The sequence below is a fragment of the Microvirga sp. GN3 genome, from assembly GCF_055792825.1.
This window is the reverse complement of record NZ_JBVVAK010000038.1, coordinates 1-22,354: the sequence shown is the minus strand read 5'-3', so window position 1 is coordinate 22,354 and position 22,354 is coordinate 1. Positions and strand designations below refer to the sequence as shown.

Here is a 22,354-nt window from a genome sequence, read left to right as displayed (position 1 = left end):
TACGCCCGCATGAGTGCCCTTTCGAACAGCCGCTTCCTGAAAATGAACGGTCTCGGCAACGAGATCACCGTGCTCGACCTGCGCGGCTCCGCCCATCACGTGAGCCCAGCGGAAGCGCGCGCCATCGCGGCCGATCCGCGCTCGCGCTTCGACCAGCTCATGGTGCTGCACGATCCGGTGACGCCGGGCACAGACGCCTTCATGCGCATCTACAACACGGACGGTTCGGAATCCGGCGCCTGCGGCAACGGCACCCGCTGCGTCGCCTGGGCGATGACGGCCGATCCGGCCATGAGCCGCCCGGTCGAGGGCGATCTCGTGCTCGAGACCAAGGCCGGTTTGCTGCCGGTGGAACGCGTCTCGGACACGGTGTTTACCGTCGATATGGGCCCGCCGCGCCTCGCCTGGAGCGAGATTCCCCTGCGCGATCCCTACCCGGATACCCGCACCATCGCGGTCGACACCAGGCTCCCCGAGGCACCCGAGCTTCAGGGTCCTTCAGCGGTCAGCATGGGCAACCCTCACGTCATCTTCTGGGTCGAGGACGCGCGGGCCTATGACCTCGCCGCCATCGGCCCGGTCTTCGAGCACGATCCGGCGCTTCCCGAGCGCGCCAACATCTCGTTCGCTCAGGTTGCGAGCCCGGACCACATCGTGCTGCGCGTCTGGGAGCGCGGCGCTGGCGCCACGCGTGCCTGCGGCTCGGCCGCCTGCGCCACTCTCGTCGCGGCGTCGCGTAAGGGCCTGACCGGCCGCAAGGCCGTGGTGACGCTGCCCGGCGGCGACCTCGTCATCGAATGGCGCGAGAACGACGGCCACGTGCTCATGACCGGCCCGACCGAGCTGGAGCACGAGGGTACCTTCTCCCCCGCCCTGTTCACCGAGGTGGCGTGATGGCGGTCGAGGTCGTCACCTTCGGCTGCCGGCTCAATACCTACGAGTCGGAGGCGATGCAGCGCCACGCGGAGGAAGCGGGCCTCGGCGAAGTCGTGATCGTCAACACCTGCGCCGTCACCGGCGAGGCGACGCGCCAGGCGCGCCAGTCGATCCGCAAACTCGCGCGCGAGAAGCCGAATGCCCGCATCGTCGTAACCGGCTGCGCCGCGCAAGTGGAGCCTGAGACCTTCGCGGCCATGCCCGAAGTGTCGCAGGTCGTCGGCAACCACGAAAAGATGAAGGCCGAGACCTGGGCCGGGATGCGCGACTTTGGCATCGGCACGAGCGAGAAGGTTTTGGTCAACGACATCATGGCGGTGAAGGAAACCGCCGTACATCTCATCGACGGCATGCGCGGCCGCACGCGCGCCTTCGTGCAGGTGCAGAACGGCTGCGATCACCGCTGCACCTTCTGCATCATCCCCTACGGCCGCGGCAATTCCCGCTCCGTGCCCATGGGCGCGGTGGTGGAGCAGGTGCGGACCCTTGTGGAGCACGGCTCGCGCGAGGTGGTGCTCACCGGCGTCGACATCACCAGCTACGGCAAGGACCTGCCCGGCGAACCGAAGCTCGGCACGATGGTGAAGAGCCTTTTGCGCCACGTGCCGGAGCTGGAGCGCCTGCGCATCTCTTCCATCGACTCGGTGGAGGCCGACGACGACCTTCTCGACGTCATCGCCAACGAGTCCCGCCTGATGCCGCATCTGCATCTCTCGCTCCAGGCCGGCGACGACATGGTGCTGAAGCGCATGAAGCGCCGCCATCTGCGGAAAGACGCGATCGCCTTCTGCGAACAGGTGAAGAAACTTCGCCCCGATATGGTCTTCGGCGCCGACATCATCGCGGGCTTTCCGACCGAGACGGAAGAGATGTTCGCCCGTTCCCTCGACATCGTCGAGGAATGCAGCCTGACGCATCTCCACGTCTTCCCCTTCTCGCCCCGCCCCGGCACCCCGGCCGCGCGCATGCCGCAGGTCGCCCGCGACGTGGTGAAGGATCGCGCCCGCCGCCTGCGCGAGAAGGGCGAGGCTGCGTTGTTGAAGCATCTCGGTGAGGAGGTCGGTGCGCGTCGCAACGTGCTGATCGAGTCGAACCGGCTCGGCCGCACGGAAGGCTTTACGCTGGTTCGCTTCGACAGGCCTGTCACGCCAGGCGAGATCGTGCCGACCACCATCGCGGGGCACGACGGCAAGGATTTGCTGGCGGCGTAACATGACCGTCATTCCGGGGCCGCGAAGCGGAACCCGGAATCGTAAGCCGTATGTAGTGCCTTAAATTTCGGACGATCCCGGATCGGCTGCGCCGTCCGGGATGACACCGCAGGCCTCCACCCGTTCCCGCATATGCTCGGGTACCGGAGCCTCCACGGAAATCGGCGGCTTCTTCGGGTAGAGCGGCACGGTGACGCTTCTCGCGTGCAGGTGCAGGCCCGGGCCGTTGAAGCGCGGGGCCGTGCCGTAGATCGGATCGCCCAGGATCGGAAAATTCATCGCCGCGCAATGAACCCGCAGCTGATGGGTACGGCCGGTGATGGGGCGCAGTTCGAGGAGAGACAGGCCCTCGCCCCGCCCCAAGACCCGCCAATGCGTCAGCGAAGGCTGGCCCTTCGGATCCACCTTCATCCACCAGCCGCGGTCGGGCGATTTCGGCGCAAGCGGCAGATCGATCTCGCCCTCGTCGGCCTGAGGCCCGCCCTCGACCACGGCCCAATAGACCTTGTCGACCTCGTTCTTGCGGAAAAGCTCATTCAACCGCGCGATGGCCTTCGGGTGGCGGCCGAGCACGAGGCAGCCGGAGGTGTCCTTGTCGAGACGGTGCGCAGCCTCCGGCCGGCGCGGCAAACCGAAGCGGAGGGCATCGAGATGATGAAATAGGGTCTCGCCCCCCTTGGGGCCAGGATGCACCGGCAGCCCGGCGGGCTTGTCGATCACGAGCATCAGGGCATCGCGATAGAGCAATCGGCTTACTATCTCTTCCGCATTCATGACGCCTCGGCTAGAGCATCGGACCCAAAAGTGGAAGCCACTTTTGGGATCCATCCGATGCTTAAGCTTCATGGTGGCGCATCGTTCGGAGCGAACCCGTAGGGTCGCGTCAGCGGCCCGTAGGGCCACGCCCGTGAAAACCGGATCCACTTTTCCGCACGATGCGCTATGGAGGCACGCGCGTTAAAGCAAGCACAGTGTTGACAAGGCAAAGCAAGACCCATGGCCGAAACGAAGCCCGACAAGCCCGGTTTCCTCTCCCGTCTGTTCGGGCGCAAGGCTGATACCCCCGTCGCACCCGAACCGGCACCGGAGACGCCGCAGGCCGGCGGCGAGCCGGAGGCGATGCCGTCTCCGCCTGCGACCGCTGCGGACGATCTCACGGCCGCTCCCCCAACCGTGACCACGGCCTCTCCCGACACGCCGGAAGAGAGCAAGACGCCGCCGGAACTGGCAGGCGCCGATCTCCAGCCTGTGGAAGGTTTCGAGCCGGAGGGTGCCGCGCCGCTGGAGCCGCTGCCGCAGATCGTGACCGAAGCAGGCCCCGTGCTGAGAGCGGACATTCCGGCCGCGGATCTGCCGGCCCTTGAACCTGCACCCGCCGAGGTCGTTCCCGCTCCGGCTCCGGAACCCAAGCCTGCCGCTTCTCGCGGCTGGTGGCAGCGCCTGACGGAGGGCATGCGCCGCACCTCGTCCTCCCTGTCGGAGAGCGTCACCGGCCTCTTCACCAAGCGCAAGCTCGACGATGCCACGCTCGAAGAACTCGAGGATGCCCTGGTCCAGGCCGATCTCGGCGTGTCGACCGCCATGCGGATCACCGAGGCGATTGCGTCGGGCCGCTACAACAAGGAGATCTCGCCACAGGAGGTAAAGGCCATCCTCGCCGGCGAGGTGGAGAAGGCGCTCCAGCCCGTCGCCCAAGCCCTCACCATCGACCGCACGAAAAAGCCCTTCGTGATCCTCATGGTCGGCGTGAACGGGGCGGGCAAGACCACCACCATCGGCAAGCTCAGCCAGAAGTTCCGCCAGCAGGGCCTGAAGGTGATGCTCGCCGCCGGCGATACCTTCCGTGCCGCCGCCATTGAGCAGCTGAAGGTGTGGGGCGAGCGTGTCGGCGCATCGGTCCTCGCCCGCGAGCAGGGCGCCGATGCGGCGGGCTTGGCGTATGACGCCCTCCAGGAGGCGAAGGCCAACGGCACCGACGTGCTCCTGATCGACACGGCCGGCCGCCTGCAGAACAAGGCCGGTCTCATGGCCGAGCTCGAAAAAATCGTGCGCGTGGTGAAAAAATTCGATCCAAGCGCGCCGCACGCCACGCTGCTCGTGCTCGACGCGACGGTGGGCCAGAACGCCATCAGCCAGGTCGAGCTGTTCCAGAAGGCGGCGGGCGTCACGGGCCTCGTGATGACCAAGCTCGACGGCACGGCGCGGGGTGGCATCTTGGTGGCACTTGCTGCCAAGTTCGGCTTGCCAGTGCATTTCATCGGGGTCGGCGAGGGCGTGGAGGACCTGGAACCTTTCACCGCACGGGATTTCGCAAAAGCCATTGCCGGGTTAGAAGCAACCTCATGACCGACGAAAAGCGCCTCCCGCCTCTGCTCAAGCTCGCCCTCGAACTCGGGCCGCTCGCTCTGTTCTTCATCGGCAACGCCTATGGCGACCGGTTCGGCTTCCCGGAAGGTCAGCGCATCTTCGCCGCCACGGGCATCTTCATCGTGGCGACCGTGGTCGCGCTCGGCATCAGCTACGCCTTGATCCGCAAGCTGCCGATCATGCCGATGGTGTCGGGTATCGTGGTGGTAGTGTTCGGCGGACTCACGCTGTTCCTGCAGGACGAGACCTTCATCAAGCTCAAGCCCACCATCGTGAACACGATGTTCGGGCTGGTGCTGCTCGGCGGCCTGTATTTCCGCAAACCCCTGCTGCAGATCGTGCTCGACAGCGTGTTTGCGCTCGACGAGGAAGGCTGGCGCAAGCTCACCTTGCGCTGGGCCCTGTTCTTCTTCGCGCTCGCTGTGTTGAACGAGATCGTGTGGCGCACGCAGACCACTGATTTCTGGGTCAGCTTCAAGGTTTTCGGCATCATGCCGCTCACCATCGCCTTCGCGCTGGCGCAGACACCGCTGCTGTTGCGGCATGAGGTGAAAAAGGCAGAAGAGGTTTAAGCCTTTTACCCAAACACCTCGTCATCCCCGGGCTTGTCCCGGGGATCCACGTCTTAACCCGCCGTGTTTCTTGAGACGTGGATGGCCGGAACAAGTCCGGCCATGACGGGAAACGATGCCCCCTCACCCCACCGGCTTCATCAGCACCATCCTGCGCGTCACTCCTGGCAGGGGATCGCATTCCACCTCCATCCAGAGCGCCTCCTCCCCCGCCGCCACGACGGTTTCCTGCGAGGCCAGCAATTCGCAGCCGGCCGCCTTCGTCGCCTGCTCGATGCGCGAGGCGATGTTGACGGTCTCGCCGACGACGGTGAATTCGAGCCGGCTCTCGTCGCCCACCACGCCGCAGAACACGTCACCCGTATGGATGCCGATGCCGAGGCGCACCGGCGGGCTGAAGCCGCGCTTGGTGTTCCAGCGCTCGATCAGGTTCAGCAGCGTGCGGCCGCAGGCGAGCGCGCGCTCCGCGTCCCCCTCCTGCGCGCCCGGCACGCCGAAAAGGATGAGAGCCCCGTCGCCGGTGAACTTGTCAATGACGCCGCCGTGCCGGCTTGCCGCTCGCAAGACCCGGCGGCGGAACGAGGTGATGAAGACGGCAAGCTGCGCCGGCTCCATGGTCTCGCCGAAGGTGGTCGAGGCCCGGATGTCGACGAAGAGCAAACTCACCGGAATGCGCCGCCCCTGACGTAAGGACGCGAAAGCCTGGTCGGTCAGGATAGGGGCGAGTTCGCGCGGCAGATAGCGCGTGAGCGTCACGCGCAAGGTTGTCTCCCGCACGGCCCGTTCCAGCATGAGGCGCCCCTGCCGCGCCACGAGGATCAGAATCAGGCCCGCGGCGAAAACCATGACGATGCGCACCAGATTGGCCTGCATCGAGAACAGTCCCCCCATCCCGACCAGTTCCTGCTGGCGCTCCGCGGGACTTACGAAACCGCCGCCGAAGGCCAGGAGGGAGAGACCAATCACATAGATGGCCGCGACGAAGGCCTGAAGCCGGGGCTGATAATGGATTGCCGCCGCCGCCATGGTGATCGGCACCACCCAGGCGACCGGAAAAACCGAAAAAAGGCTGCCGGGAACGCCTAGCCCCCAATGCGTGTAGCCAAGATTGCCGAGAATGAGGCAGGCGTCGAGAATGGCGGTGATGACCGGCAGCTTCGTGATGGCGATCCGTTTCGAGGCGAGCCAGGCTCCGACCCACCCGAGGGCTCCGAACAGCACCAGGGTCAACTCTGCGGCCCAGATCTGCTTGAGCGCCATCGGGTTGGTGAGTTCGACACTCGCTGTGGTGATGACGACGGCCAGCAGCAGCAGCCCGGCCGTGACCATGCGTGCGAGCCCGGCCCGCTGCAGGGCGCCCATATCGGCCTCACGGATCAGCCGGTGCGTGGCATCGCTCAAGACAGGCGTCGTACGCAGGCTGTCGATCAGGCCGAGAGCGGCGCGGATGCGGTATCGCGGAGTCACGGGTTTCTTTCTGCTTCCAAGGATTTATATGGTCCGGCCAATACGTGCCGCAACGCCGATTACCGATTGGTTACGCCGTCACGGCCAGCCGGTCAGACCCGGCATCATCCCCGCATCTCACAGGAATATATGGCCCATGAGCGAGGTCTTCCAGGCGATCACCCTCTATATCGATGCGGATGCCTGCCCGGTGAAGTCGGAGGTCTATCGCGTCGCCGAGCGCCACCGGGTCAAGGTCTTCGTGGTCTCGAATTCCTTCCTGCAGGTGCCGCAGGATCCGTTGATCGAGCGGGTCATCGTGAGTTCGGGGTTCGATGCAGCCGACGACTGGATCGCCGAGCGCGCCCGGCGCAGCGCCATCGTGATCACCGCCGATATCCCGCTGGCGAGCCGCTGCGTGAAGGCCGGCGCCGAGGTGATCGGCCCGACCGGAAAGCCTTTCACGGAAGCCTCCATCGGCATGGCGCTCGCCACTCGCAACCTGATGGAAGACCTGCGCGCCATGGGCGAGGTGACGGGCGGACCAAAGGCGTTTTCGCAAAAGGACCGCTCGGCGTTTCTGTCGGCACTCGACGTTGCGATCAACCGGCTCAAGCGTGCGGGATTTGGCAATTAGATCATCGAGCCTAAGAGGCTGACTGAAAACTCCCGGAACGCATCCTGTGGCTGCATCCTGGCAGGAATAGGAAGCTTAATCAGGCCCAAACGGGACAGATTTTCACCGTTTCAGGTGCGGGGAGCGCCAGGAAGACACCTCGGTGGCAGCGGATAGCCGCATTTTGAGTCAGACTCTAAGGGGCCTGTGTTTGCTCATTAATGATGATATCTGGACGATAATGACGGATCAAATTGAGAACTTCGTTCTTCGATCCGATGAAAAACATCGAATCAATTACAATCTCGATTTTCTTGAGCGGATCTAGACGTGCTGTTCCTGCAAATTTTATTCCGTTCTCTTGAAAACTGATCGACTGAAGTTCGAGCCACGAGATCTTCAGAGTCCGAAAGATTGCATTCCGACTGATACCTTCTGGACCGATAATACAATCCGGCTTCCTATCGAGAGCATGAAAAAGCATACAGGCGAAGAGCAGGAATATGGCCGCGGCTAATCCTGCAAAGAGCGTCGTACGTAACCACCATGGCACAGCAACGAGCAAATGGCCCCAAAGGCCATTTCGCATCCGTCTCCCGGTGGGATACCAATCAGGATCGGACAGCTCATACGCCAAGAACAGAAACAGTAATGCGATGGCGATTGCGAGAGCAAAAAAGCCCAGTACCTTGCTTCTTTGGAAGAAGTAGCGACCTTCAGGTTGTACTCCGTCCTTCAGCTCAGCTGGCATGCCTAATATTCTCCCCAACTTACCTACTGGAGAGTAATATTATTACCGAACTGCCACCAACCGCAACTTTTCCCTGAACGCCTCAAAATTCTCCGGCGTCAGGGGCCCGATATGCTTGTGGCGGATGGTGCCGTCGGGGCCGACGATGAAGGTTTCGGGCACGCCGTAGACGCCCCAGTCGATGGAAGCGCGGCCGTTCGGATCGACGCCGACAGCCGCGTAAGGATTGCCGAGCGCGCCGAGGAAGCGGCGGGCGTTGTCCGGATTATCCTTCTGGTTGATGCCGACGACGCGGATCGACGGATCCCTGGCGAGATCGACCAGCAGCGGATGCTCCTGGCGGCAGGGCGCGCACCAGGAGGCCCAGACATTCACCACCGTCACGCGGCCCTTCAGATCCTCGTTCGAGAAGCCGGGCACGGCCTGGCCATTGGCCAGAAGCCCTTCGAGCGGGGCGAGGTTGAAGCTCGGAACGGGCTTGTTGATCAGCACCGAGGGGACCTCGGCCGGGTTGCGGCCTGAGATCAGCTGCACACCGAAAAGTACCACCAGGGCGATGAAGACGAGCGCGGGCAACAGGAAAATCAGACGAGAGCGCGGGCGCTCAACAACTTCAGCCACGGCGGGACCTCCGGCCGATGCCGCGCGCCTCGAGATCGGCAAGCGCACGGACCTGGATGCGGTGGTCGATCACGGCGCGCAGGATCAATCCGATCACGACCAGCGCCGTCAGGATATAGGAAAACGCGATGAAGAACGTGTGCGACATCGTTCAGGCCACCTGTAAGTCGAGGCGCTCGGCCTCGAGAATGGTGAGCGTGCGCACCCGGCGGCGCAGGATCTCGGTGCGCATGCCCGACAGATGCAGCGCGAGGCCTGTCAGGGTGAAGGCCACCGCCATGATCAGGAGCGGGATGAGCATGGAGGAATGGATCGTCGGCCCATCGAGGCGGAACACGGCGGCCGGCTGGTGCAGGGTGTTCCACCAATCGACGGAGAACTTCACAATCGGCACATTCACCGCACCGACAAGCGTGAGGATCGACACAGCACGCGCGGCTCGATTCGGCTCCTCGATGGCGCGCCAGAGGGCGAGAATGCCGAGATAGATCAGCAGCATCACCAGCATGGAGGTGAGGCGCGCATCCCATTGCCAATAGGTGCCCCACATCGGCTTGCCCCAGAGCGAGCCGGTGACGAGGCAGATCAGCGTGAAGGCTGCCCCGATGGGCGCGGCCGCCTTTTGCGACACGTCCGCGAGCGGATGGCGCCAGACGAGCGTGCCAAGGGCGGAGCTTGCCATGATCATGTAGAAGAACAGGGACAGCCAGGCCGCTGGGACATGGATGTACATGATCTTGACCGTCTCGCCCTGCTGGTAATCGGCGGGCGCCGTAAACCAGACCATGTAAAGCCCGACGGCCATCAGCAGTGCCGCCAGACCGCCCAGCCACGGCAGAAAAGTGCCGCTGAGGCTCATGAAGCGGGTCGGATTGGCAAACTCTCGGATCATGGGGCTCGATGTAGCGGTCTTAAAGAGTGCCTGCAACGGAGACATCGCCGCAAGCCGAATAACGATTTCGCCACTTGCGGGCTTTTAAGAACTTTGGAGCCGTTCGAGCATTCCGGAAATGTGCGTAGGACCTTGGCTTTAATGTCTCCCTGGTCCTCACCCTCGTCATCACCGACCTTGTGTCGGTGATCCCGCTTTATGGAAGCTCGGTGCTTTCCTGATCGGGATGGCCGGGACGAGCCCGGCCATGACGGAATGGGTGTCGTCCCCGGTGAGCCGGAGGCGAGGGAAGGGGATCCATGATCAGACCCTGTGCTGATGGATTCCCTTCCCCTCCCGCTGCGCTCCGGCCGGGAATGACAGCGAAGCCTAATTTCGTGCCCTTCATCCGCCACGCGAAACGGCCTATAATTCCGTATCATTGTTGCGGAGCGATCATGCGCCTTGGACTCTTGAGCCTCATCGGCCTCACCCTCGCTCTTCCCGCAGCAGCGCAGGACATCACCCTGCGCCTGCCGGTCGTCTGCGAGGTCGGCCACACCTGCTTCATCCAGAAATACGTCGATCACGACCCCTCGCCTGCCATGCGCGATTATCAATGCGGCGCCGTTGGGGAAGACGGGCATGACGGCACCGACATCCGCCTGCCGAACATGCTGGCACAGAAGACCGGGATCGACGTGGTTGCCGCAGCAGATGGAAAGGTCGCCAGCACCCGTGAGGGCGTTCCCGACACATTCGTGAAGGCGGAGGACCGCGAACGGATCAGCCAGATCGGCTGCGGCAATGCCGTGGTGATCGATCACGGCAATGGCTGGCGTACCGCCTATTGCCACATGGCGAAGGGCAGCCTCACGGTGCGCTCCGGCCGCGAGGTAAAAGCGGGCGAGAAGATCGGGCAGATCGGTTTGTCCGGGCTGACCGAGTTTCCGCATCTGCATTTCACAGTGATCAAGGACGGCAAGCCGGTCGATCCCTTCGCCTATGGCGCGACGGAAAAATCCTGCGGCGGCGGCAAATCTCTCTGGGAAGCCTCGCTCCAGCGAACGCTCGCCTATCAGGGCGGCTCTGTGCTCAACAAAGGTTTCGCCCCCGGTCCGGTGACGATGGAAGCGATCGAATCGGGATCCGTCGAGCAGGACACGCCCACGACCAAGTCTCCTGCCCTGGTGGCCTTCATCCGCGCCATCGGCCTCAAAGGCGGCGACGTGCAGACGCTCACCCTGTTCGATCCCGACGGCAAGCCGCTCGCCCAGAACAAGGCCCCGCCGCTTGACCGCGACAAGGCGCAATGGATGGCTTTTGCCGGCGTGAAGCAGCCGCAGGGCGGCTTTCGCCCCGGCCTCTATCGGGCGATCTATCGGGTTGAGCGCAACGGAAAAGCCGCCATCGAGCAGGCTTTCGGAATCAGCCTGCGGCCGTGATGCCGGCGTGCGCCGCGCGGCTGTCCGCAGGCACCTCCTCGCGCTCGTTCAGGCCATAATCGCGAATCACGCTCGCGACTCGCAGGCGGTAATTGCTGAAAACACCGGCGCGGCCCTCTCCTTGCGTGGCACGATGGGACGGCAGGTTTCGCCAGGCCCGCACCGCCTCCTCGTCGCGCCAGAACGACAGCGACAGCAGTTTTCCGGGCTCAGTCAGGCTCTGAAAGCGCTCGACGGAGATGAAGCCGTCCATCTCCATCAGATCGGCGCGCAGGGCGGCGGCGAGATCGAGATAATGGTGCCGTCCGTCGTCCCCGGCCGGCCAGACTTCGAAGATCACCGCGATCATGGTTTGATAAGCTCCGCATGAGGGGCCGAGGCAAGCCGGAGAAAGATCCGGTCTTCCCGGCGGATGAACTGTTCCCTTTTAGCGAATTCGTAATTGGCGCGCCCACCGGAATCGTTGCGCAGGCGCTCACGATAGGCCTCGTATTCGCCAAGGCTCCTGATGTTGTAGAGGCCGTAGGCCGTCGTGGCCGAGCCCTCGTGCGGCGCGTAATAGCCGATGAGATCCGCGCCGCAGCGGGGAATGGCCTGGCCCCAGTTGCGAGCATATTCGTTGAAAGCCTCCACCTTAAACGGGTCGATCTCGTAGCGGATGAAGCAGGTGATCATCTCAAAACATCCTTTTGGCTGAACCACGCTCGTTTCTAGCCGATTGTCCGACGTCGATGGTTCGGTTATGATCGAAGTATGAAAGAAGGTCCCGTCATCGCGTCCGTGGCCGCACTCCTCGGCGATCCGGCCCGCGCCAATATCCTCACCGCCCTCATGGATGGGCGGGCGCTGACTGTAAGCGAGCTTGCGCAGGCTGCAGGCGTCACGCTCCAAACGGCGAGCGGGCATCTCGCCAAGCTCGATGCCGCCAATCTGCTCACCGCCGAAAAACAGGGGCGGCACCGCTATTTCCGGCTCTCGGGGCCAGATGTGGCACAGGTGCTGGAGGCCCTGATGGGCTTGGCCCAGCGCACCGGTGCCACCCGCGTCAGAACCGGCCCGAAGGACGCAGCACTGCGATCCGCCCGCGTCTGCTACGACCATTTGGCCGGCGAACGCGGCGTTGCGATGCTGAAAGGCGCGCAGCGGCAGGGCCTCATCGAGGGCGGGCAGGACCTCGCCCTCACGACGAAGGGCCGCACCTTCTTCGCCGATTTCGGCATCGATCTCGCGAAGCTGGAAAAGGGCCGCCGTCCCGTCTGTCGCGCCTGCCTCGACTGGAGCGAGCGCCACAGCCATCTCGGCGGCGCACTCGGCGCCGCGATTCTCAACCGGTTGATCGAGAAACAATGGGTCCGGCGCGATGCCGGCCGCGTGCTGACTTTCACTTGCGAGGGCGTGGAGGAATTCGAGACGGCCTTCGGCCGTTCATGAAGATTTCGGTGACAGCCGTTTCTCGAACCAGTGATGCGCATAGGGCTCGCTGTTGAAGGGCGCGACCTCCTCGTAGCCCTCCCGACGATACAACACCTGAGCCTCCGTCAGGGCGCGGTTGGTTTCCAGATGCAGCCTCGCGAGACCGACCTCGCGTGCCTTTTCCTCAAGCGCCCGCAGCACCCTTCGCGCGATCCCGAGGCCGCGTGCGGTGGGCGACGTCCACATCCGCTTGATCTCGCCTGTGATGCCGTCTGCGACTTTGAGCGCTCCACAGCCAACGGGCTGGCCGTCGAGCCAGGCGACGATGAAGAAACCCGCCGGGGGCGACATTTCCTCGGCGCTCGCCGAATTGCTTTTGGCAGGGTCGAAGCCGACGTCGAACCGCTCGGCAAGCTCCCTGAAATACTGCTCCAGGCACGAGCGCGCGGCCGCGCTGTCGGGCGCCTCAAGGCGCAACTCCACCTCGCCGATCCGCAATAGGCGCACGACGTCTGCCATGGCGTTGATGAGGCGCTCGCGCTGGACCTGATCGAGGGGCATCAGAAAGGACGCAGCGAGTTCATCGGACAGTGCATCGTAGGTTGCTCGCTCGGCGCACCCTTTTGACGTCAGGACAACATGGCGGACCCGGCCATCGCCCATCCGATGCTGAGTCTTCACAAGGCCCTGGTTTTCGAGCGAGCGAAGCAGACGGCTGACATAGCCCGAATCGAGCTTGAGCCTGTCGCGCAGGATCCGCACCTCGATCCCATCCGGACCGATCTCGTGGAGAAGCCGTGCCTGTCCAAGCGGGCGACCCCGCTGGAGATAGCTGTCTTCCAGCGCGCCTACATGTTGCGTGACGATGCGGTTGAAGCGGCGAACCTGCTCGATCTGGCGCTGATCCATTCTCTGACTTTAGTCAGATATATGGCCTCGGGCAAGGCTGATGCGATTCGATGGAAGAGCCCCTACTCCCCCGACCGCAGGGCCGCAGCCGCGCCGACCGTGCCGACCACCGCCGCGATCAGCGACAGGGCGATCAGGATCAGGAAGGGTGTCGCGAACGGAATCGTCCCGCCCAGAGCTGCATTGGCGGCCGAAACCCCGAAGATCAGGGTCGGGATCATGAAGGGCAGAACCAGGATCGCTAGGATCAGCCCGCCGCGTCGTAACGACGACGTCAACGCCGCCCCCACCGCGCCGATGAAGGTGAGCGCGGGCGTGCCGACGAGCAATGTCGCCACCATGGCAAGCATGCCCTCGGGTGTCAGAGCAACGAGGAGGCCGAGAAACGGAGCCGCAATGGCGAGCGGCAGGCCCGTGACGAGCCAGTAGGCGAATACCTTCGCGAGCACGACGATTTCCAAAGGCGCGTGCGAGAGTCTTAGGAGATCGAGCGACCCATCCTCCTGGTCGGCCTGGAACAGCCGGTCGAGACCGATGAGCGTCGCGAGCAGGGCCGCGATCCAGAGGATCGCTGGGCCGATACGCGAGAGCAGGTTGAGATCGGGCCCGAGCGCGAAGGGAATCAGCGTCACGATCATCAGGAAGAAGATGAGGCCCATGACGCCCGAGCCGCCGACACGCGCGGCGAGTTTCAGGTCGCGGACCAGGAGAGCACGGAAGGAGCGAATCATGCGCCTTCTCCCGCGAATACCGAGGGAGATGGGGTCCGCTCGATCCTGATCTCCTTGGCATCGTTCAGAAACAGCGGCGAATGGGTCGTGGCCGCGATCATACCGCCATTGTCCCGATGGCTTTCCAGGAGGAGACGCAAGGTTTCCTGAGACGCGGTGTCAAGAGCCGAGGTCGGCTCGTCGAGAAGCCAGAGCGGCCGTTTCGCCACCAGCAGCCGGGCGAGCGCAACCCGTCGACGTTGCCCGGCCGAGAGATAGGCCACCGGCAGCCGGGCTGCATGGGCGAGCCCCACCGCGTCCAGAGCCTCGCGCGGCTTCAAGGCCGGGTTGCCGAGGAAATCGCGGGCGAAGGTGAGATTCTCCTCGGCCGTGAGCGCCGCCTTCAGGGCATCGCGATGACCCACGTAATGCAGGCATTCGGGCAGGGTCCGCTCGCCTGCCTCCTCCAGAAGAATCACGCCGGCTGCGGGATGCAGCCGGCCGGCGAGGATCTCGAGGAGCGAGGACTTGCCGGCACCGTTGCGGCCGGTGATCACCAGAGCCTCGCCTGGAGACAAGGTAAACGAAACGCCTTCGAAAATACGGCGCTCCCCCCTCTCGCAGGCCAAATTGTTAACGCTCAGACGCAAACCCCAAGACCCCTGCCCTGATTGCACCCCAGAATGGTTCTAAACCGTGTAGCGGGACGGCTCGAAATGATCTATAGCACCCCTGGCTGCGCCGCGCGCCAAGGCGTCCAATCCGCCTCGCGCGCTTCCTTCCCTGTCCGGGCGCCCCCGGAGCGGCGCGCGCTTATCGCGCTTTCGGCCGAACACATGTTCGTAACCCAAATGCACGCGAGGATTCGCCGTGACGCTCAACAACAGCTTCAATGCCCGCCAGACCCTCAAGGTCGGTGACAAGACCTATACCTATTACTCCCTCGTCGAGGCCGAGAAGAACGGCCTGAAAGGCGCCTCAAAGCTGCCCTTCTCCATGAAGGTGCTGCTCGAGAACCTTCTGCGCTACGAGGACGGCCGCACGGTCACCAAGACCGATATCGAGGCCGTGGCCGCCTGGCTCGACAACAAGGGCAAGGACGAGAAGGAAATTGCCTATCGTCCCGCCCGCGTCCTGATGCAGGACTTCACCGGCGTTCCGGCCGTGGTGGATCTCGCCGCCATGCGCGATGCCATGAAGAATCTCGGCGGAGACCCGCGCAAGATCAACCCGCTCGTGCCCGTCGATCTCGTCATCGACCACTCGGTGATCGTGGACGAATTCGGCACCCCGAAGGCTTTCGACCGCAACGTGGAGCTGGAATATCAGCGCAACGGCGAGCGCTACCGCTTCCTCAAGTGGGGCCAGACCGCTTTCGAGAACTTTTCCGTCGTTCCCCCGGGCACCGGCATCTGCCATCAGGTGAACCTGGAATTCCTCTCTCAGGCCGTCTGGACGCGCAAGGACCCGGTTTCCGGTGAGGAAGTGGCCTATCCGGACACCCTGGTCGGCACCGATTCGCACACCACCATGGTCAACGGCCTTGCCGTTCTCGGCTGGGGCGTCGGCGGCATCGAGGCGGAGGCCGCCATGCTCGGCCAGCCGGTCTCCATGCTCATCCCGGAAGTCATCGGCTTCAGACTCACCGGCAAGCTGAAGGAAGGCGTGACCGCCACCGACCTGGTGCTCACCGTCACCCAGATGCTGCGCAAGAAGGGCGTGGTCGGCAAGTTCGTGGAATTCTACGGCCCCGGCCTCAACGACATGTCGGTCGCCGACCGTGCCACCATCGGCAACATGGCGCCCGAATACGGCGCGACCTGCGGCTTCTTCCCGATCGACGACAAGACCATCGCCTACCTGCGCACCACGAGCCGTACCGACGAGCGCATCGCCCTTGTCGAGGCCTATGCCAAGGCACAGGGCATGTGGCGCACGGCCGAGACGCCGGATCCGGTCTTCACCGACACCCTTGAGCTCGACCTCGGCGACGTGGTTCCCTCGCTTGCCGGCCCGAAGCGCCCGCAGGATCGCGTGACGCTCGATAACTCCAAGACCGAGTTCCTTGGCGCCATGGAGAAGGAGTTCCGCAAGGCCGGCGAGATTGGCAAGCGCGTGAAGGTGGACGGCGCCAATTACGATCTCGGCCACGGCGACGTGGTGATCGCGGCCATCACCTCCTGCACCAACACCTCGAACCCGAGCGTGATGATCGGCGCAGGCCTTCTCGCCCGTAACGCGGTGAAGAAGGGCCTGACCTCCAAGCCGTGGGTGAAGACCTCGCTCGCGCCCGGATCGCAGATCGTCGAGGAATACTTCAAGAAGGCCGGCCTCCAGGGCGACCTCGATGCGCTCGGCTTCAACCTCGTCGGCTTCGGCTGCACCACCTGCATCGGCAATTCGGGTCCGCTGCCGGAAAACATCTCGAAGGCGATCAACGACAACGACCTCGTGGCCGTGTCGGTGCTCTCCGGCAACCGCAACTTCGAAGGCCGCGTGAACCCGGACGTGCGCGCGAACTACCTCGCCTCGCCTCCACTGGTGGTCGCCTATGCGCTCGCCGGCTCCATGCTGGTGGACCTGACCAAGGATCCGCTCGGTACGGGCTCGGACGGACAGCCGGTGTACCTGAAGGACATCTGGCCCTCCTCGGCGGAAGTGCAGGAGTTCATCGACCGCACGATCACCAGCGAGCTGTTCAAGACCCGCTACGCCGACGTGTTCTCGGGCGATGCCAACTGGAAGAAGGTCACCTTCGAGCCGGGCCTCACCTATGAGTGGCCTCCCGGTTCCACCTATGTGCAGAACCCGCCTTACTTCGAGGGCATGACCAAGGAGCCGAAACCGGTCACGGACATCCTGAACGCGCGCATCCTCGGCCTGTTCCAGGACTCGATCACCACCGACCATATCTCGCCCGCAGGCAACATCCGCGCCGCTTCCCCGGCCGGTGAATACCTGCAGTCGCATCAGGTGCGCGTCGCCGACTTCAACCAGTACGGCACCCGTCGCGGCAACCACGAGGTCATGATGCGCGGCACCTTCGCCAATATCCGCATCAAGAACCAGATGGTGAAGGACGAGAGCGGCCACGTGGTCGAAGGCGGCTACACGATCCACCAGCCCTCCGGCGAGCGGATGTTCATCTATGACGCCGCCATGCGCTACCAGAAGGAAGGCGTGCCGCTGGTCATCCTCGCCGGCAAGGAATACGGCACCGGCTCGTCGCGCGACTGGGCGGCCAAGGGCACGAACCTGCTCGGCGTGCGCGCCGTGATCGCCGAGAGCTTCGAGCGCATCCACCGCTCGAACCTCGTCGGCATGGGCGTTGCCCCCTTCGTGTTCGAGCAGGGCACCTCGTGGGAGAGCTTAAGTCTCAAGGGCGACGAGACCATCACCATCAAGGGCCTTGCCGGCGATCTGAAGCCGCGCCAGCGCATGGAGATGGAAGTCACCTCCGCCGACGGATCGGTGCGCAAGGTGCCGGTCCATTGCCGCATCGATACGCTGGAAGAGGTCGAGTACTTCCGCAACGGCGGCATCCTGCACTACGTCCTGCGCCAGCTCGCGGCGTAAGGCACATAACAAAGCGCCCGCTCTTCGCATGAGGAGCGGGTGTCAAAGACAAGCAGGGCGCTCCATCGTTGGAGCGCCCTGCTTTGTTGATGTATCTAAAGCCTTGTGAGGCCGAACGAGGATCTGGATTACCGGGATAGGCGCGAAAGCTCGCCTGCGAGAACCACGTGTGAAATGGAACCGCCACTCCGGGCATGGGGGAAGCGTCCAGCGAGAACCGCTTCCTCGATGGTCGTCTTTGCTCGATCCAGATAATATCTGGGAAAGAAGCCAGCTCCCCGCATCTGTTCGTAGTGTTTCAGAAAGTCATCTCTGAGCAGGTGAAGAGCTCTCTCCTTCGTGAAATCTCCCGGCTCCTCCGGTATGACTTCTCCCGCGAAGACATGTCCATCCGTCCGGGCTGAGACCACTGCGTCACCAGCATCGACCACGTCACCAAAATTGCGCGCATCGAACGACTTCCCCGGGTCATCGTATGGCATTGCGGCCAGCTCGCGATCGGCATTGATGAGAATATCCGCCAGCACCTGACTGCGGTCGATCTGATCGGATGGATACATGGAGGAAGCCTGCCTCAGAGCGGCGCCCGACAACGGCGAGAGAAGATTTCCATATTGCGGTGCGCGTCCTCCATGGCAACGATCGCGGAAATGACGATAATGAACGATCAAAGGATCAACGGAGGCTTCAGCACCTCCGCACAGCATCGAGAGATCCTCAAGGATATCCCGCTTTAGCTTCCTGAAATGGGTCGATGAGGGAATGAATATGCGGTGGGCTCTGATGAACTTGCCCGGCGCCATATCGGGATAAAACCGCCTGTGGCCCTCACCGCCAGCCCCACCGAGCTGGACCGCGGTTGGAACGGGACGGGTGACGGGGAAATAGATCGGGCCATAAACACCGAGACACAGAGACTTCCACTGTTCATATGCCTCTGCCGTGCCTCGGCGAACGGGCATGCGCGGATCCTCACCTTTATCCATGAAGCGCAAGTGATATTTCTCTGCGATGCCCCTCGCGATCGCGAAGTCGCTCTTGGAAGTTTTGTTGCTCGTGAAGTTGACCTTTCGGATGACCCCATCTCCGATATTGCGGGCCGCAGCCAGCATCAGAGACAAAACCGCACGAGAATCCCGACCGCCGGTCAGGTCAGCACGCATGTGAAGGTCCGATCGGAGCAATGTCGCCATGCGCCCAATCCAAAGTTTCATGTAGTTGCGGAATGCGCCCTTATGATCCTCATGCGTGGTCCGATTAGAAGCAGCCGATGTCATCCGCAACTTCACGGCGGTCCCGAAAAACGTGCGGGCGATCACGGCTTCCATGGTCGAGGGCACCAATTGGATTTCCTTGACGCTGGTTCTTAAGGACGTCAGCTGATCTCCAAACGATCCTTCAATAAAAAAGCTGGAAAGGTGAGCCTCGTCGATTGTGACAGGCAGATCCTTATCTGCAACAAAGCGTACAAGCTCAATGAAAGAGTTCGACAGGGCCCATCGTTCTCCACGCTGATACAGAAAGAGCTTGCAGTAACCACTGAAATCAGTGCCCACGACCGTCTCGCCATTGAGGGTGCAGACGACGATGTAAGCTCCATCTTGGCCCGGCTGAATATACCTCTTCCTCGACGCGATATACTTCTCATAGCCGGCATCGCCGAGAATGAGATCTTCGTCCTGAAAACAGAATCCGTGCAGGCGATGCAGCGGAAGAGCGTCGTAACTGGAGATCAACAAAAACGGCTCGCTCATCATTCTATGCAACGAGTGCGGCGCTTGCATTTGCCGGTGATTTTGCTAATGGCATTCGAGACTGGCATTCAAAGCATCTCCCAGATCCTGAACTCATTCACCGGATGAGTAGAGCGGCATCAACGGAAGATCCTTTCATGCCTCGTCTGCCGGTTTTGGATGTAAGCAAGCTCAACAAAACGCCTGCTCGCTATGTGAGAACCAGTCGGGCTCCTCAGTCAGAGCGAACTTCGGGGGAACAACTCTTTTTACTGAAGCGATCCCGCTCACTCCCGTTCACCCGATTCTTTCCGACGGCACTCATAACTTCACCGCCAGGGCTACCGTTTCCGACGCTCACTTGCTTCAAGCGGAAATAGGAGACGAGCGAAGACGCGAACAGGATACAGTGCCCTGGCGAGCAGAGAATTGCCTGTGGCAAATCGGATATAGGCGGCCGCCAATCGGTGCGCTCGTGAAGCAGCCAATGCCTCATCGATCTTCTTGAACTCTCTGAGTTCCCTCTCGGTACTGCGCAAATTGTCCTGTAGTCGAGCGCATGTTTTCTTGAAACGCTCCTTCTCGGAGTCGTCCTTGTTTCCGGAAAACTCTCTCTCAGCAAGCAGCTTCTCAAGCTTATCCCGGTCGAGAGCGGCAGTCCGGCGGATATCCCGTGCCCGTCGTTCTGCAAGACGCGCAAGAGACTTGTAGTATTCGATGTCTTCGGAGCCGAATGGCGTTTGCGGGACATCGACTTTTTTAAGCATATTGAAGATGCCTCTGCTGAATACCAAAAAGCTCCGCGACGCGTTTCATGTGAACGTCAGGCGAGTGCACTCTGCGAACATAGGCACGACCTTTTTCGGCCAAACCGCGGGCGAGATCGGGATCGTCCAAGAGAGTCTGGATGGCTTGCACATAAGAAGAGGCCATGTCGCGATCATCAGCCAGAGATGGCAGCAGAATCCCTGTTTCTCCGTCGATGACGATCTCGGAAATGCTTCCGACATCGGGAGCGATGACCGTGAGGCCATGGCTCATGGCCTCCAGGATCACGTTGGGAATGCCGTCATGCAGGCTTGTGTAGAGAAAGATTGAAAACCGGGAGAGCGGCAGAGCGCCAAAGCCGTTGTAAGACCCATGATATTGAAGGTTGCGTAGCCGTTCCAACATGAAGGGATCGAATCCGTTGAAGACGGATCCGCCGAATACATCGATATGCGCATCAGGAGCGCTGCGGCTCAGGCGCGAGGCAATCAAGGGAAGCAGAGAAGGTCTCTTTTCGGTATCAAGGCGTGAAGCCCATAGAACGCGCCGGGCAGCGTTGTTTTCGCGCGGAGGCAGCACCGCCGGCGCTTCGACCGGAGCATGGAGGCAGTGCCATTTATGTGTCTGCAGGCCGAGTCGATGATGATCCTTCTCAATCGTCGTCATGCTGTCGCAGATGATCTTGGAAAGATAATCGAGATTGTCGGAGATAAGTCCGAGAGAAGAAGCCACGATCGATGATTGGCCGTCCTTGATGCGCTCGATATCGGGAAAGCGGTAATAGGTGCTTTCTCTGTCCTTCAGGACGACGCCATACAAACCCAGAAACCGGTCGACGAATATGGATTGCCGCATGTGGATCCGTGTCTCGGATGAACATGTTTCAATCAATTTCAAGGTCAGCACGCAGCGCTGGTCCAATGAAAGCGCGCGGCAATGCACAGCCATGTCGACGACTACAGCGTTCGGCGGCAGGCGCTCGGTCCATCGCGCGTTGTCAAGGTCTTCACCGAGAACGACGAGAAAGTCCTTGAAAGGATCGAGTTCGTACAGGGCCTCCATAAGATGCAGAAAATATTTCTCTGCCCCGCCTCGTGACATGAAGGGCAACAGGAACACATCGCTGAAATCACGATCTCGGACGATGTCGCATAGATCGCGATAGGCGGCTCCCAGAGGATAGGGTCCCGTGAAATTCTCGTAGACTCGGCAAGTTTTATATCTTTCCGCTGAAATAGATGGCTCGATTGCGTTGGCCCGTGCAATGAAGTCTTTTGTTTGCGGATGTTCCGTAAGGCGGATCCTCAAACGTTCAGGCCGTTCCGACCTGACGTTTTCGCCCTCGACCCGGCCGCGTTGTTCGTGGCTCTCTGAAAGTTTCAGATAGACAGTAGGCTCAAAGAGTCGCGTCGGCGGTATTTGTCGGATTGAGATCGCATCGGCGGCCTTCAACAGGCTGTCTGGTCTCTGGCGATAGAAAAGGATTGTTCCTGGAACGGTATGAATGTCGACGCCAAAGGCCACTGCCTCCGCGTTGAAATGCCAATCTTCGTAAGCATAACCTCTCTGGAGTCGAACATCCGCATAGGGAATGCTCAGAAATATGTCCCGATGGGCACATAGGCGGGATATGTAAGGCTGCCTGTCGACGAAAGTCTGGGGAGGAATGACTTCCAATCCCTTATAGGTGACAATCGAATACTCACCCCCGAAGCAAAAAATTTGCTCGGGGAAATAAAGGGCGTTGTTACCTTTTTTATGAGCTTCTATTAAGATATCATGAAAGTAATTATATGAGACAAGATCATCCGCATCGGCGGTAAAGATATACTCTCCTGAGGATTGATTAATTCCATCGTTGCGAGACGGCCCTAAGGATCCGTTGTCGACCTCGATGATCTTGATTTTTTCATAGATACTTAAGTCGGACGATGACAGAACCTGCCGGGTATCGTCATCTGTTCTATCGAGAACCGCAATCAACTCCAGATAGATCCCTTTTGATCGTGCAAAGGCCCCAGCCTCGGAAAGGGAAAGAAGCGTACGCCTCAAAAAGACAGCTTCACGATGGATGTTGAGCACGATGGAAGCATGGATAGGATTTTCAACCATTGACTATGCTTTCCACGATGCTCCTGAAGCAGGAAAAGCGCGCGTCCTATCCAGAATCACCCGCCATCAATGCAAGTAACACAACTTCATTACATTTCGAAATGGGATTGTCAGGTCAAGGCCGTAAAATTTGGACGGATTGCTGAGAAACCGGCCACTCCAAATCCAAGACAAGCCTAGCCGCTTTTATGCACGAGGCGGTTGGAGAAGGCTGGCGGATGTAGCTTAAGCACTTGAAGCAGCGTAGGATTTAGTTGCTGAGACTAACCCCTGCCACCGATTGCACTGTGCCACACC

24 protein-coding genes are annotated in these 22,354 nt (G+C 61.7%); 10 read left to right on the top strand and 14 right to left on the bottom strand.

The genetic code is table 11. From position 1 onward, the window contains the following. Nucleotides 1-9: 9 nt before the first annotated feature. Both dapF and mtaB read left to right on the top strand, forming a co-directional pair. Nucleotides 10-894, top strand: coding sequence for a diaminopimelate epimerase (gene dapF / locus ACS5Q1_RS19065; RefSeq protein ID WP_473099664.1), 885 nt, complete (start codon nt 10-12; stop codon nt 892-894). After that, entirely contained in the window at nt 894-2,147 is a 1,254-nt protein-coding gene (gene mtaB, locus ACS5Q1_RS19060; RefSeq protein WP_473099663.1) for a tRNA (N(6)-L-threonylcarbamoyladenosine(37)-C(2))-methylthiotransferase MtaB, read from the top strand. Before dapF ends, mtaB begins: the two co-directional genes overlap by 1 nt. A 60-nt stretch (nt 2,148-2,207) precedes the next feature. Here mtaB and ACS5Q1_RS19055 read toward each other — a convergent pair whose 3' ends face one another. Then, nucleotides 2,208-2,921: an RluA family pseudouridine synthase gene (locus tag ACS5Q1_RS19055; RefSeq protein ID WP_473099662.1), complete on the bottom strand. Its 714-nt coding sequence runs from the start codon at nt 2,919-2,921 to the stop codon at nt 2,208-2,210. A gap of 222 nt (nt 2,922-3,143) precedes the next feature. On the opposite strand from ACS5Q1_RS19055, the gene ftsY reads away from it, so the two are divergent. Beyond that, nucleotides 3,144-4,493, top strand: a complete 1,350-nt coding sequence (gene ftsY, locus ACS5Q1_RS19050) for a signal recognition particle-docking protein FtsY (protein ID WP_473099661.1) — start codon at nt 3,144-3,146, stop codon at nt 4,491-4,493. Beyond that, nucleotides 4,490-5,086, top strand: a complete 597-nt coding sequence (locus ACS5Q1_RS19045; protein ID WP_473099660.1) for a septation protein A — start codon at nt 4,490-4,492, stop codon at nt 5,084-5,086. Before ftsY ends, ACS5Q1_RS19045 begins: the two co-directional genes overlap by 4 nt. 123 nt (nt 5,087-5,209) lie before the next feature. On the opposite strand, the gene ACS5Q1_RS19040 is transcribed toward ACS5Q1_RS19045, so the two are convergent. Beyond that, nucleotides 5,210-6,553 carry an adenylate/guanylate cyclase domain-containing protein gene (locus ACS5Q1_RS19040; RefSeq protein WP_473099659.1) on the bottom strand — a complete coding sequence of 448 codons (1,344 nt, stop codon included), beginning with the start codon at nt 6,551-6,553 and terminating at the stop codon, nt 5,210-5,212. A gap of 136 nt (nt 6,554-6,689) precedes the next feature. Here ACS5Q1_RS19040 and ACS5Q1_RS19035 point away from each other — a divergent pair, with 136 nt between their 5' ends. Next, nucleotides 6,690-7,169: a YaiI/YqxD family protein gene (locus ACS5Q1_RS19035; protein ID WP_473099658.1), complete on the top strand. Its 480-nt coding sequence runs from the start codon at nt 6,690-6,692 to the stop codon at nt 7,167-7,169. 175 nt (nt 7,170-7,344) lie between these two features. On the opposite strand, the gene ACS5Q1_RS19030 is transcribed toward ACS5Q1_RS19035, so the two are convergent. Genes ACS5Q1_RS19030 through ACS5Q1_RS19015 form a run of 4 tightly spaced genes read right to left on the bottom strand, consistent with a single transcriptional unit; the run spans nt 7,345 to nt 9,412 of the window. Next, nucleotides 7,345-7,899 carry a hypothetical protein gene (locus ACS5Q1_RS19030; RefSeq protein ID WP_473099657.1) on the bottom strand — a complete coding sequence of 185 codons (555 nt, stop codon included), beginning with the start codon at nt 7,897-7,899 and terminating at the stop codon, nt 7,345-7,347. A gap of 42 nt (nt 7,900-7,941) precedes the next feature. Next, nucleotides 7,942-8,520: a DsbE family thiol:disulfide interchange protein gene (locus tag ACS5Q1_RS19025; protein ID WP_473099656.1), complete on the bottom strand. Its 579-nt coding sequence runs from the start codon at nt 8,518-8,520 to the stop codon at nt 7,942-7,944. Next, nucleotides 8,513-8,668, bottom strand: a complete 156-nt coding sequence (ccmD, locus tag ACS5Q1_RS19020; RefSeq protein ID WP_203441917.1) for a heme exporter protein CcmD — start codon at nt 8,666-8,668, stop codon at nt 8,513-8,515. The genes ACS5Q1_RS19025 and ccmD overlap by 8 nt, the downstream gene beginning before the upstream one ends. A 3-nt stretch (nt 8,669-8,671) precedes the next feature. Beyond that, nucleotides 8,672-9,412 (bottom strand): heme ABC transporter permease, encoded by a 741-nt coding sequence (locus ACS5Q1_RS19015; RefSeq protein ID WP_473099655.1) that lies wholly within the window; start codon nt 9,410-9,412, stop codon nt 8,672-8,674. A 437-nt stretch (nt 9,413-9,849) separates the two neighbouring features. Between ACS5Q1_RS19015 and ACS5Q1_RS19010 the strand changes: the two genes are divergently transcribed. Next, nucleotides 9,850-10,836: a M23 family metallopeptidase gene (locus tag ACS5Q1_RS19010; RefSeq protein WP_473099654.1), complete on the top strand. Its 987-nt coding sequence runs from the start codon at nt 9,850-9,852 to the stop codon at nt 10,834-10,836. Here ACS5Q1_RS19010 and ACS5Q1_RS19005 read toward each other — a convergent pair. Next, a complete protein-coding gene (locus tag ACS5Q1_RS19005) occupies nt 10,820-11,185 on the bottom strand; it encodes an antibiotic biosynthesis monooxygenase family protein (protein WP_473099653.1) in 366 nt (121 codons plus the stop codon). The two genes, ACS5Q1_RS19010 and ACS5Q1_RS19005, sit on opposite strands and share 17 nt — an antisense overlap. Then, nucleotides 11,182-11,511 (bottom strand): NIPSNAP family protein, encoded by a 330-nt coding sequence (locus ACS5Q1_RS19000; RefSeq protein WP_473099652.1) that lies wholly within the window; start codon nt 11,509-11,511, stop codon nt 11,182-11,184. Before ACS5Q1_RS19000 ends, ACS5Q1_RS19005 begins: the two co-directional genes overlap by 4 nt. Before the next feature lie 78 nt (nt 11,512-11,589). On the opposite strand from ACS5Q1_RS19000, the gene ACS5Q1_RS18995 reads away from it, so the two are divergent. After that, nucleotides 11,590-12,267 carry an ArsR/SmtB family transcription factor gene (locus tag ACS5Q1_RS18995; RefSeq protein WP_473099651.1) on the top strand — a complete coding sequence of 226 codons (678 nt, stop codon included), beginning with the start codon at nt 11,590-11,592 and terminating at the stop codon, nt 12,265-12,267. Here ACS5Q1_RS18995 and ACS5Q1_RS18990 read toward each other — a convergent pair. From ACS5Q1_RS18990 to ccmA, 3 genes are all read right to left on the bottom strand, one after another. Continuing rightward, nucleotides 12,262-13,158, bottom strand: coding sequence for a bifunctional helix-turn-helix transcriptional regulator/GNAT family N-acetyltransferase (locus tag ACS5Q1_RS18990; protein ID WP_473099650.1), 897 nt, complete (start codon nt 13,156-13,158; stop codon nt 12,262-12,264). The genes ACS5Q1_RS18995 and ACS5Q1_RS18990 overlap by 6 nt on opposite strands. Before the next feature lie 62 nt (nt 13,159-13,220). Continuing rightward, on the bottom strand, nt 13,221-13,889 hold the full coding sequence (ccmB, locus tag ACS5Q1_RS18985) for a heme exporter protein CcmB (protein ID WP_203441910.1): 669 nt from the start codon (nt 13,887-13,889) through the stop codon (nt 13,221-13,223). Further along, nucleotides 13,886-14,518: a heme ABC exporter ATP-binding protein CcmA gene (gene ccmA, locus ACS5Q1_RS18980; RefSeq protein ID WP_473099649.1), complete on the bottom strand. Its 633-nt coding sequence runs from the start codon at nt 14,516-14,518 to the stop codon at nt 13,886-13,888. The genes ccmB and ccmA overlap by 4 nt, the downstream gene beginning before the upstream one ends. Before the next feature lie 220 nt (nt 14,519-14,738). On the opposite strand from ccmA, the gene acnA reads away from it, so the two are divergent. Continuing rightward, nucleotides 14,739-17,444 carry an aconitate hydratase AcnA gene (gene acnA / locus ACS5Q1_RS18975; RefSeq protein ID WP_473099648.1) on the top strand — a complete coding sequence of 902 codons (2,706 nt, stop codon included), beginning with the start codon at nt 14,739-14,741 and terminating at the stop codon, nt 17,442-17,444. Between the two features lie 128 nt (nt 17,445-17,572). Here the strand turns inward: acnA and ACS5Q1_RS18970 are convergent, their stop codons facing one another. After that, entirely contained in the window at nt 17,573-18,637 is a 1,065-nt protein-coding gene (locus ACS5Q1_RS18970) for a hypothetical protein (protein WP_473099647.1), read from the bottom strand. Between the two features lie 55 nt (nt 18,638-18,692). Between ACS5Q1_RS18970 and ACS5Q1_RS18965 the strand changes: the two genes are divergently transcribed. After that, the gene (locus tag ACS5Q1_RS18965) at nt 18,693-18,827 is read left to right on the top strand and encodes a hypothetical protein (RefSeq protein WP_473099646.1); all 135 of its coding nucleotides are present in this window, start codon (nt 18,693-18,695) and stop codon (nt 18,825-18,827) included. 35 nt (nt 18,828-18,862) lie between these two features. Beyond that, complete coding sequence (locus ACS5Q1_RS18960) at nt 18,863-19,306, top strand: hypothetical protein (protein WP_473099645.1); 444 nt, start codon at nt 18,863-18,865, stop codon at nt 19,304-19,306. Nucleotides 19,307-19,518: 212 nt separating this feature from the next. Here ACS5Q1_RS18960 and ACS5Q1_RS18955 read toward each other — a convergent pair whose 3' ends face one another. Then, the gene (locus tag ACS5Q1_RS18955; RefSeq protein ID WP_473099644.1) at nt 19,519-19,944 is read right to left on the bottom strand and encodes a hypothetical protein; all 426 of its coding nucleotides are present in this window, start codon (nt 19,942-19,944) and stop codon (nt 19,519-19,521) included. After that, nucleotides 19,937-22,057 carry a glycosyltransferase gene (locus tag ACS5Q1_RS18950; protein WP_473099643.1) on the bottom strand — a complete coding sequence of 707 codons (2,121 nt, stop codon included), beginning with the start codon at nt 22,055-22,057 and terminating at the stop codon, nt 19,937-19,939. Before ACS5Q1_RS18950 ends, ACS5Q1_RS18955 begins: the two co-directional genes overlap by 8 nt. Nucleotides 22,058-22,354: the final 297 nt, after the last annotated feature.

Coding starts and splice junctions, on each gene's coding strand:
- dapF (WP_473099664.1), top strand. CDS start 10: ATGAGTGCCCTTTCGAACAGCCGCTTCCTGAAAATGAACGGTCTCGGC.
- mtaB (WP_473099663.1), top strand. CDS start 894: ATGGCGGTCGAGGTCGTCACCTTCGGCTGCCGGCTCAATACCTACGAG.
- ACS5Q1_RS19055 (WP_473099662.1), bottom strand. CDS start 2,921: ATGAATGCGGAAGAGATAGTAAGCCGATTGCTCTATCGCGATGCCCTG.
- ftsY (WP_473099661.1), top strand. CDS start 3,144: ATGGCCGAAACGAAGCCCGACAAGCCCGGTTTCCTCTCCCGTCTGTTC.
- ACS5Q1_RS19045 (WP_473099660.1), top strand. CDS start 4,490: ATGACCGACGAAAAGCGCCTCCCGCCTCTGCTCAAGCTCGCCCTCGAA.
- ACS5Q1_RS19035 (WP_473099658.1), top strand. CDS start 6,690: ATGAGCGAGGTCTTCCAGGCGATCACCCTCTATATCGATGCGGATGCC.
- ACS5Q1_RS19030 (WP_473099657.1), bottom strand. CDS start 7,899: ATGCCAGCTGAGCTGAAGGACGGAGTACAACCTGAAGGTCGCTACTTC.
- ccmD (WP_203441917.1), bottom strand. CDS start 8,668: ATGTCGCACACGTTCTTCATCGCGTTTTCCTATATCCTGACGGCGCTG.
- ACS5Q1_RS19015 (WP_473099655.1), bottom strand. CDS start 9,412: ATGATCCGAGAGTTTGCCAATCCGACCCGCTTCATGAGCCTCAGCGGC.
- ACS5Q1_RS19010 (WP_473099654.1), top strand. CDS start 9,850: ATGCGCCTTGGACTCTTGAGCCTCATCGGCCTCACCCTCGCTCTTCCC.
- ACS5Q1_RS19005 (WP_473099653.1), bottom strand. CDS start 11,185: ATGATCGCGGTGATCTTCGAAGTCTGGCCGGCCGGGGACGACGGACGG.
- ACS5Q1_RS19000 (WP_473099652.1), bottom strand. CDS start 11,511: ATGATCACCTGCTTCATCCGCTACGAGATCGACCCGTTTAAGGTGGAG.
- ACS5Q1_RS18995 (WP_473099651.1), top strand. CDS start 11,590: ATGAAAGAAGGTCCCGTCATCGCGTCCGTGGCCGCACTCCTCGGCGAT.
- ACS5Q1_RS18990 (WP_473099650.1), bottom strand. CDS start 13,158: ATGGATCAGCGCCAGATCGAGCAGGTTCGCCGCTTCAACCGCATCGTC.
- ccmB (WP_203441910.1), bottom strand. CDS start 13,889: ATGATTCGCTCCTTCCGTGCTCTCCTGGTCCGCGACCTGAAACTCGCC.
- ACS5Q1_RS18970 (WP_473099647.1), bottom strand. CDS start 18,637: ATGGCGACATTGCTCCGATCGGACCTTCACATGCGTGCTGACCTGACC.
- ACS5Q1_RS18955 (WP_473099644.1), bottom strand. CDS start 19,944: ATGCTTAAAAAAGTCGATGTCCCGCAAACGCCATTCGGCTCCGAAGAC.
- ACS5Q1_RS18950 (WP_473099643.1), bottom strand. CDS start 22,057: ATGGTTGAAAATCCTATCCATGCTTCCATCGTGCTCAACATCCATCGT.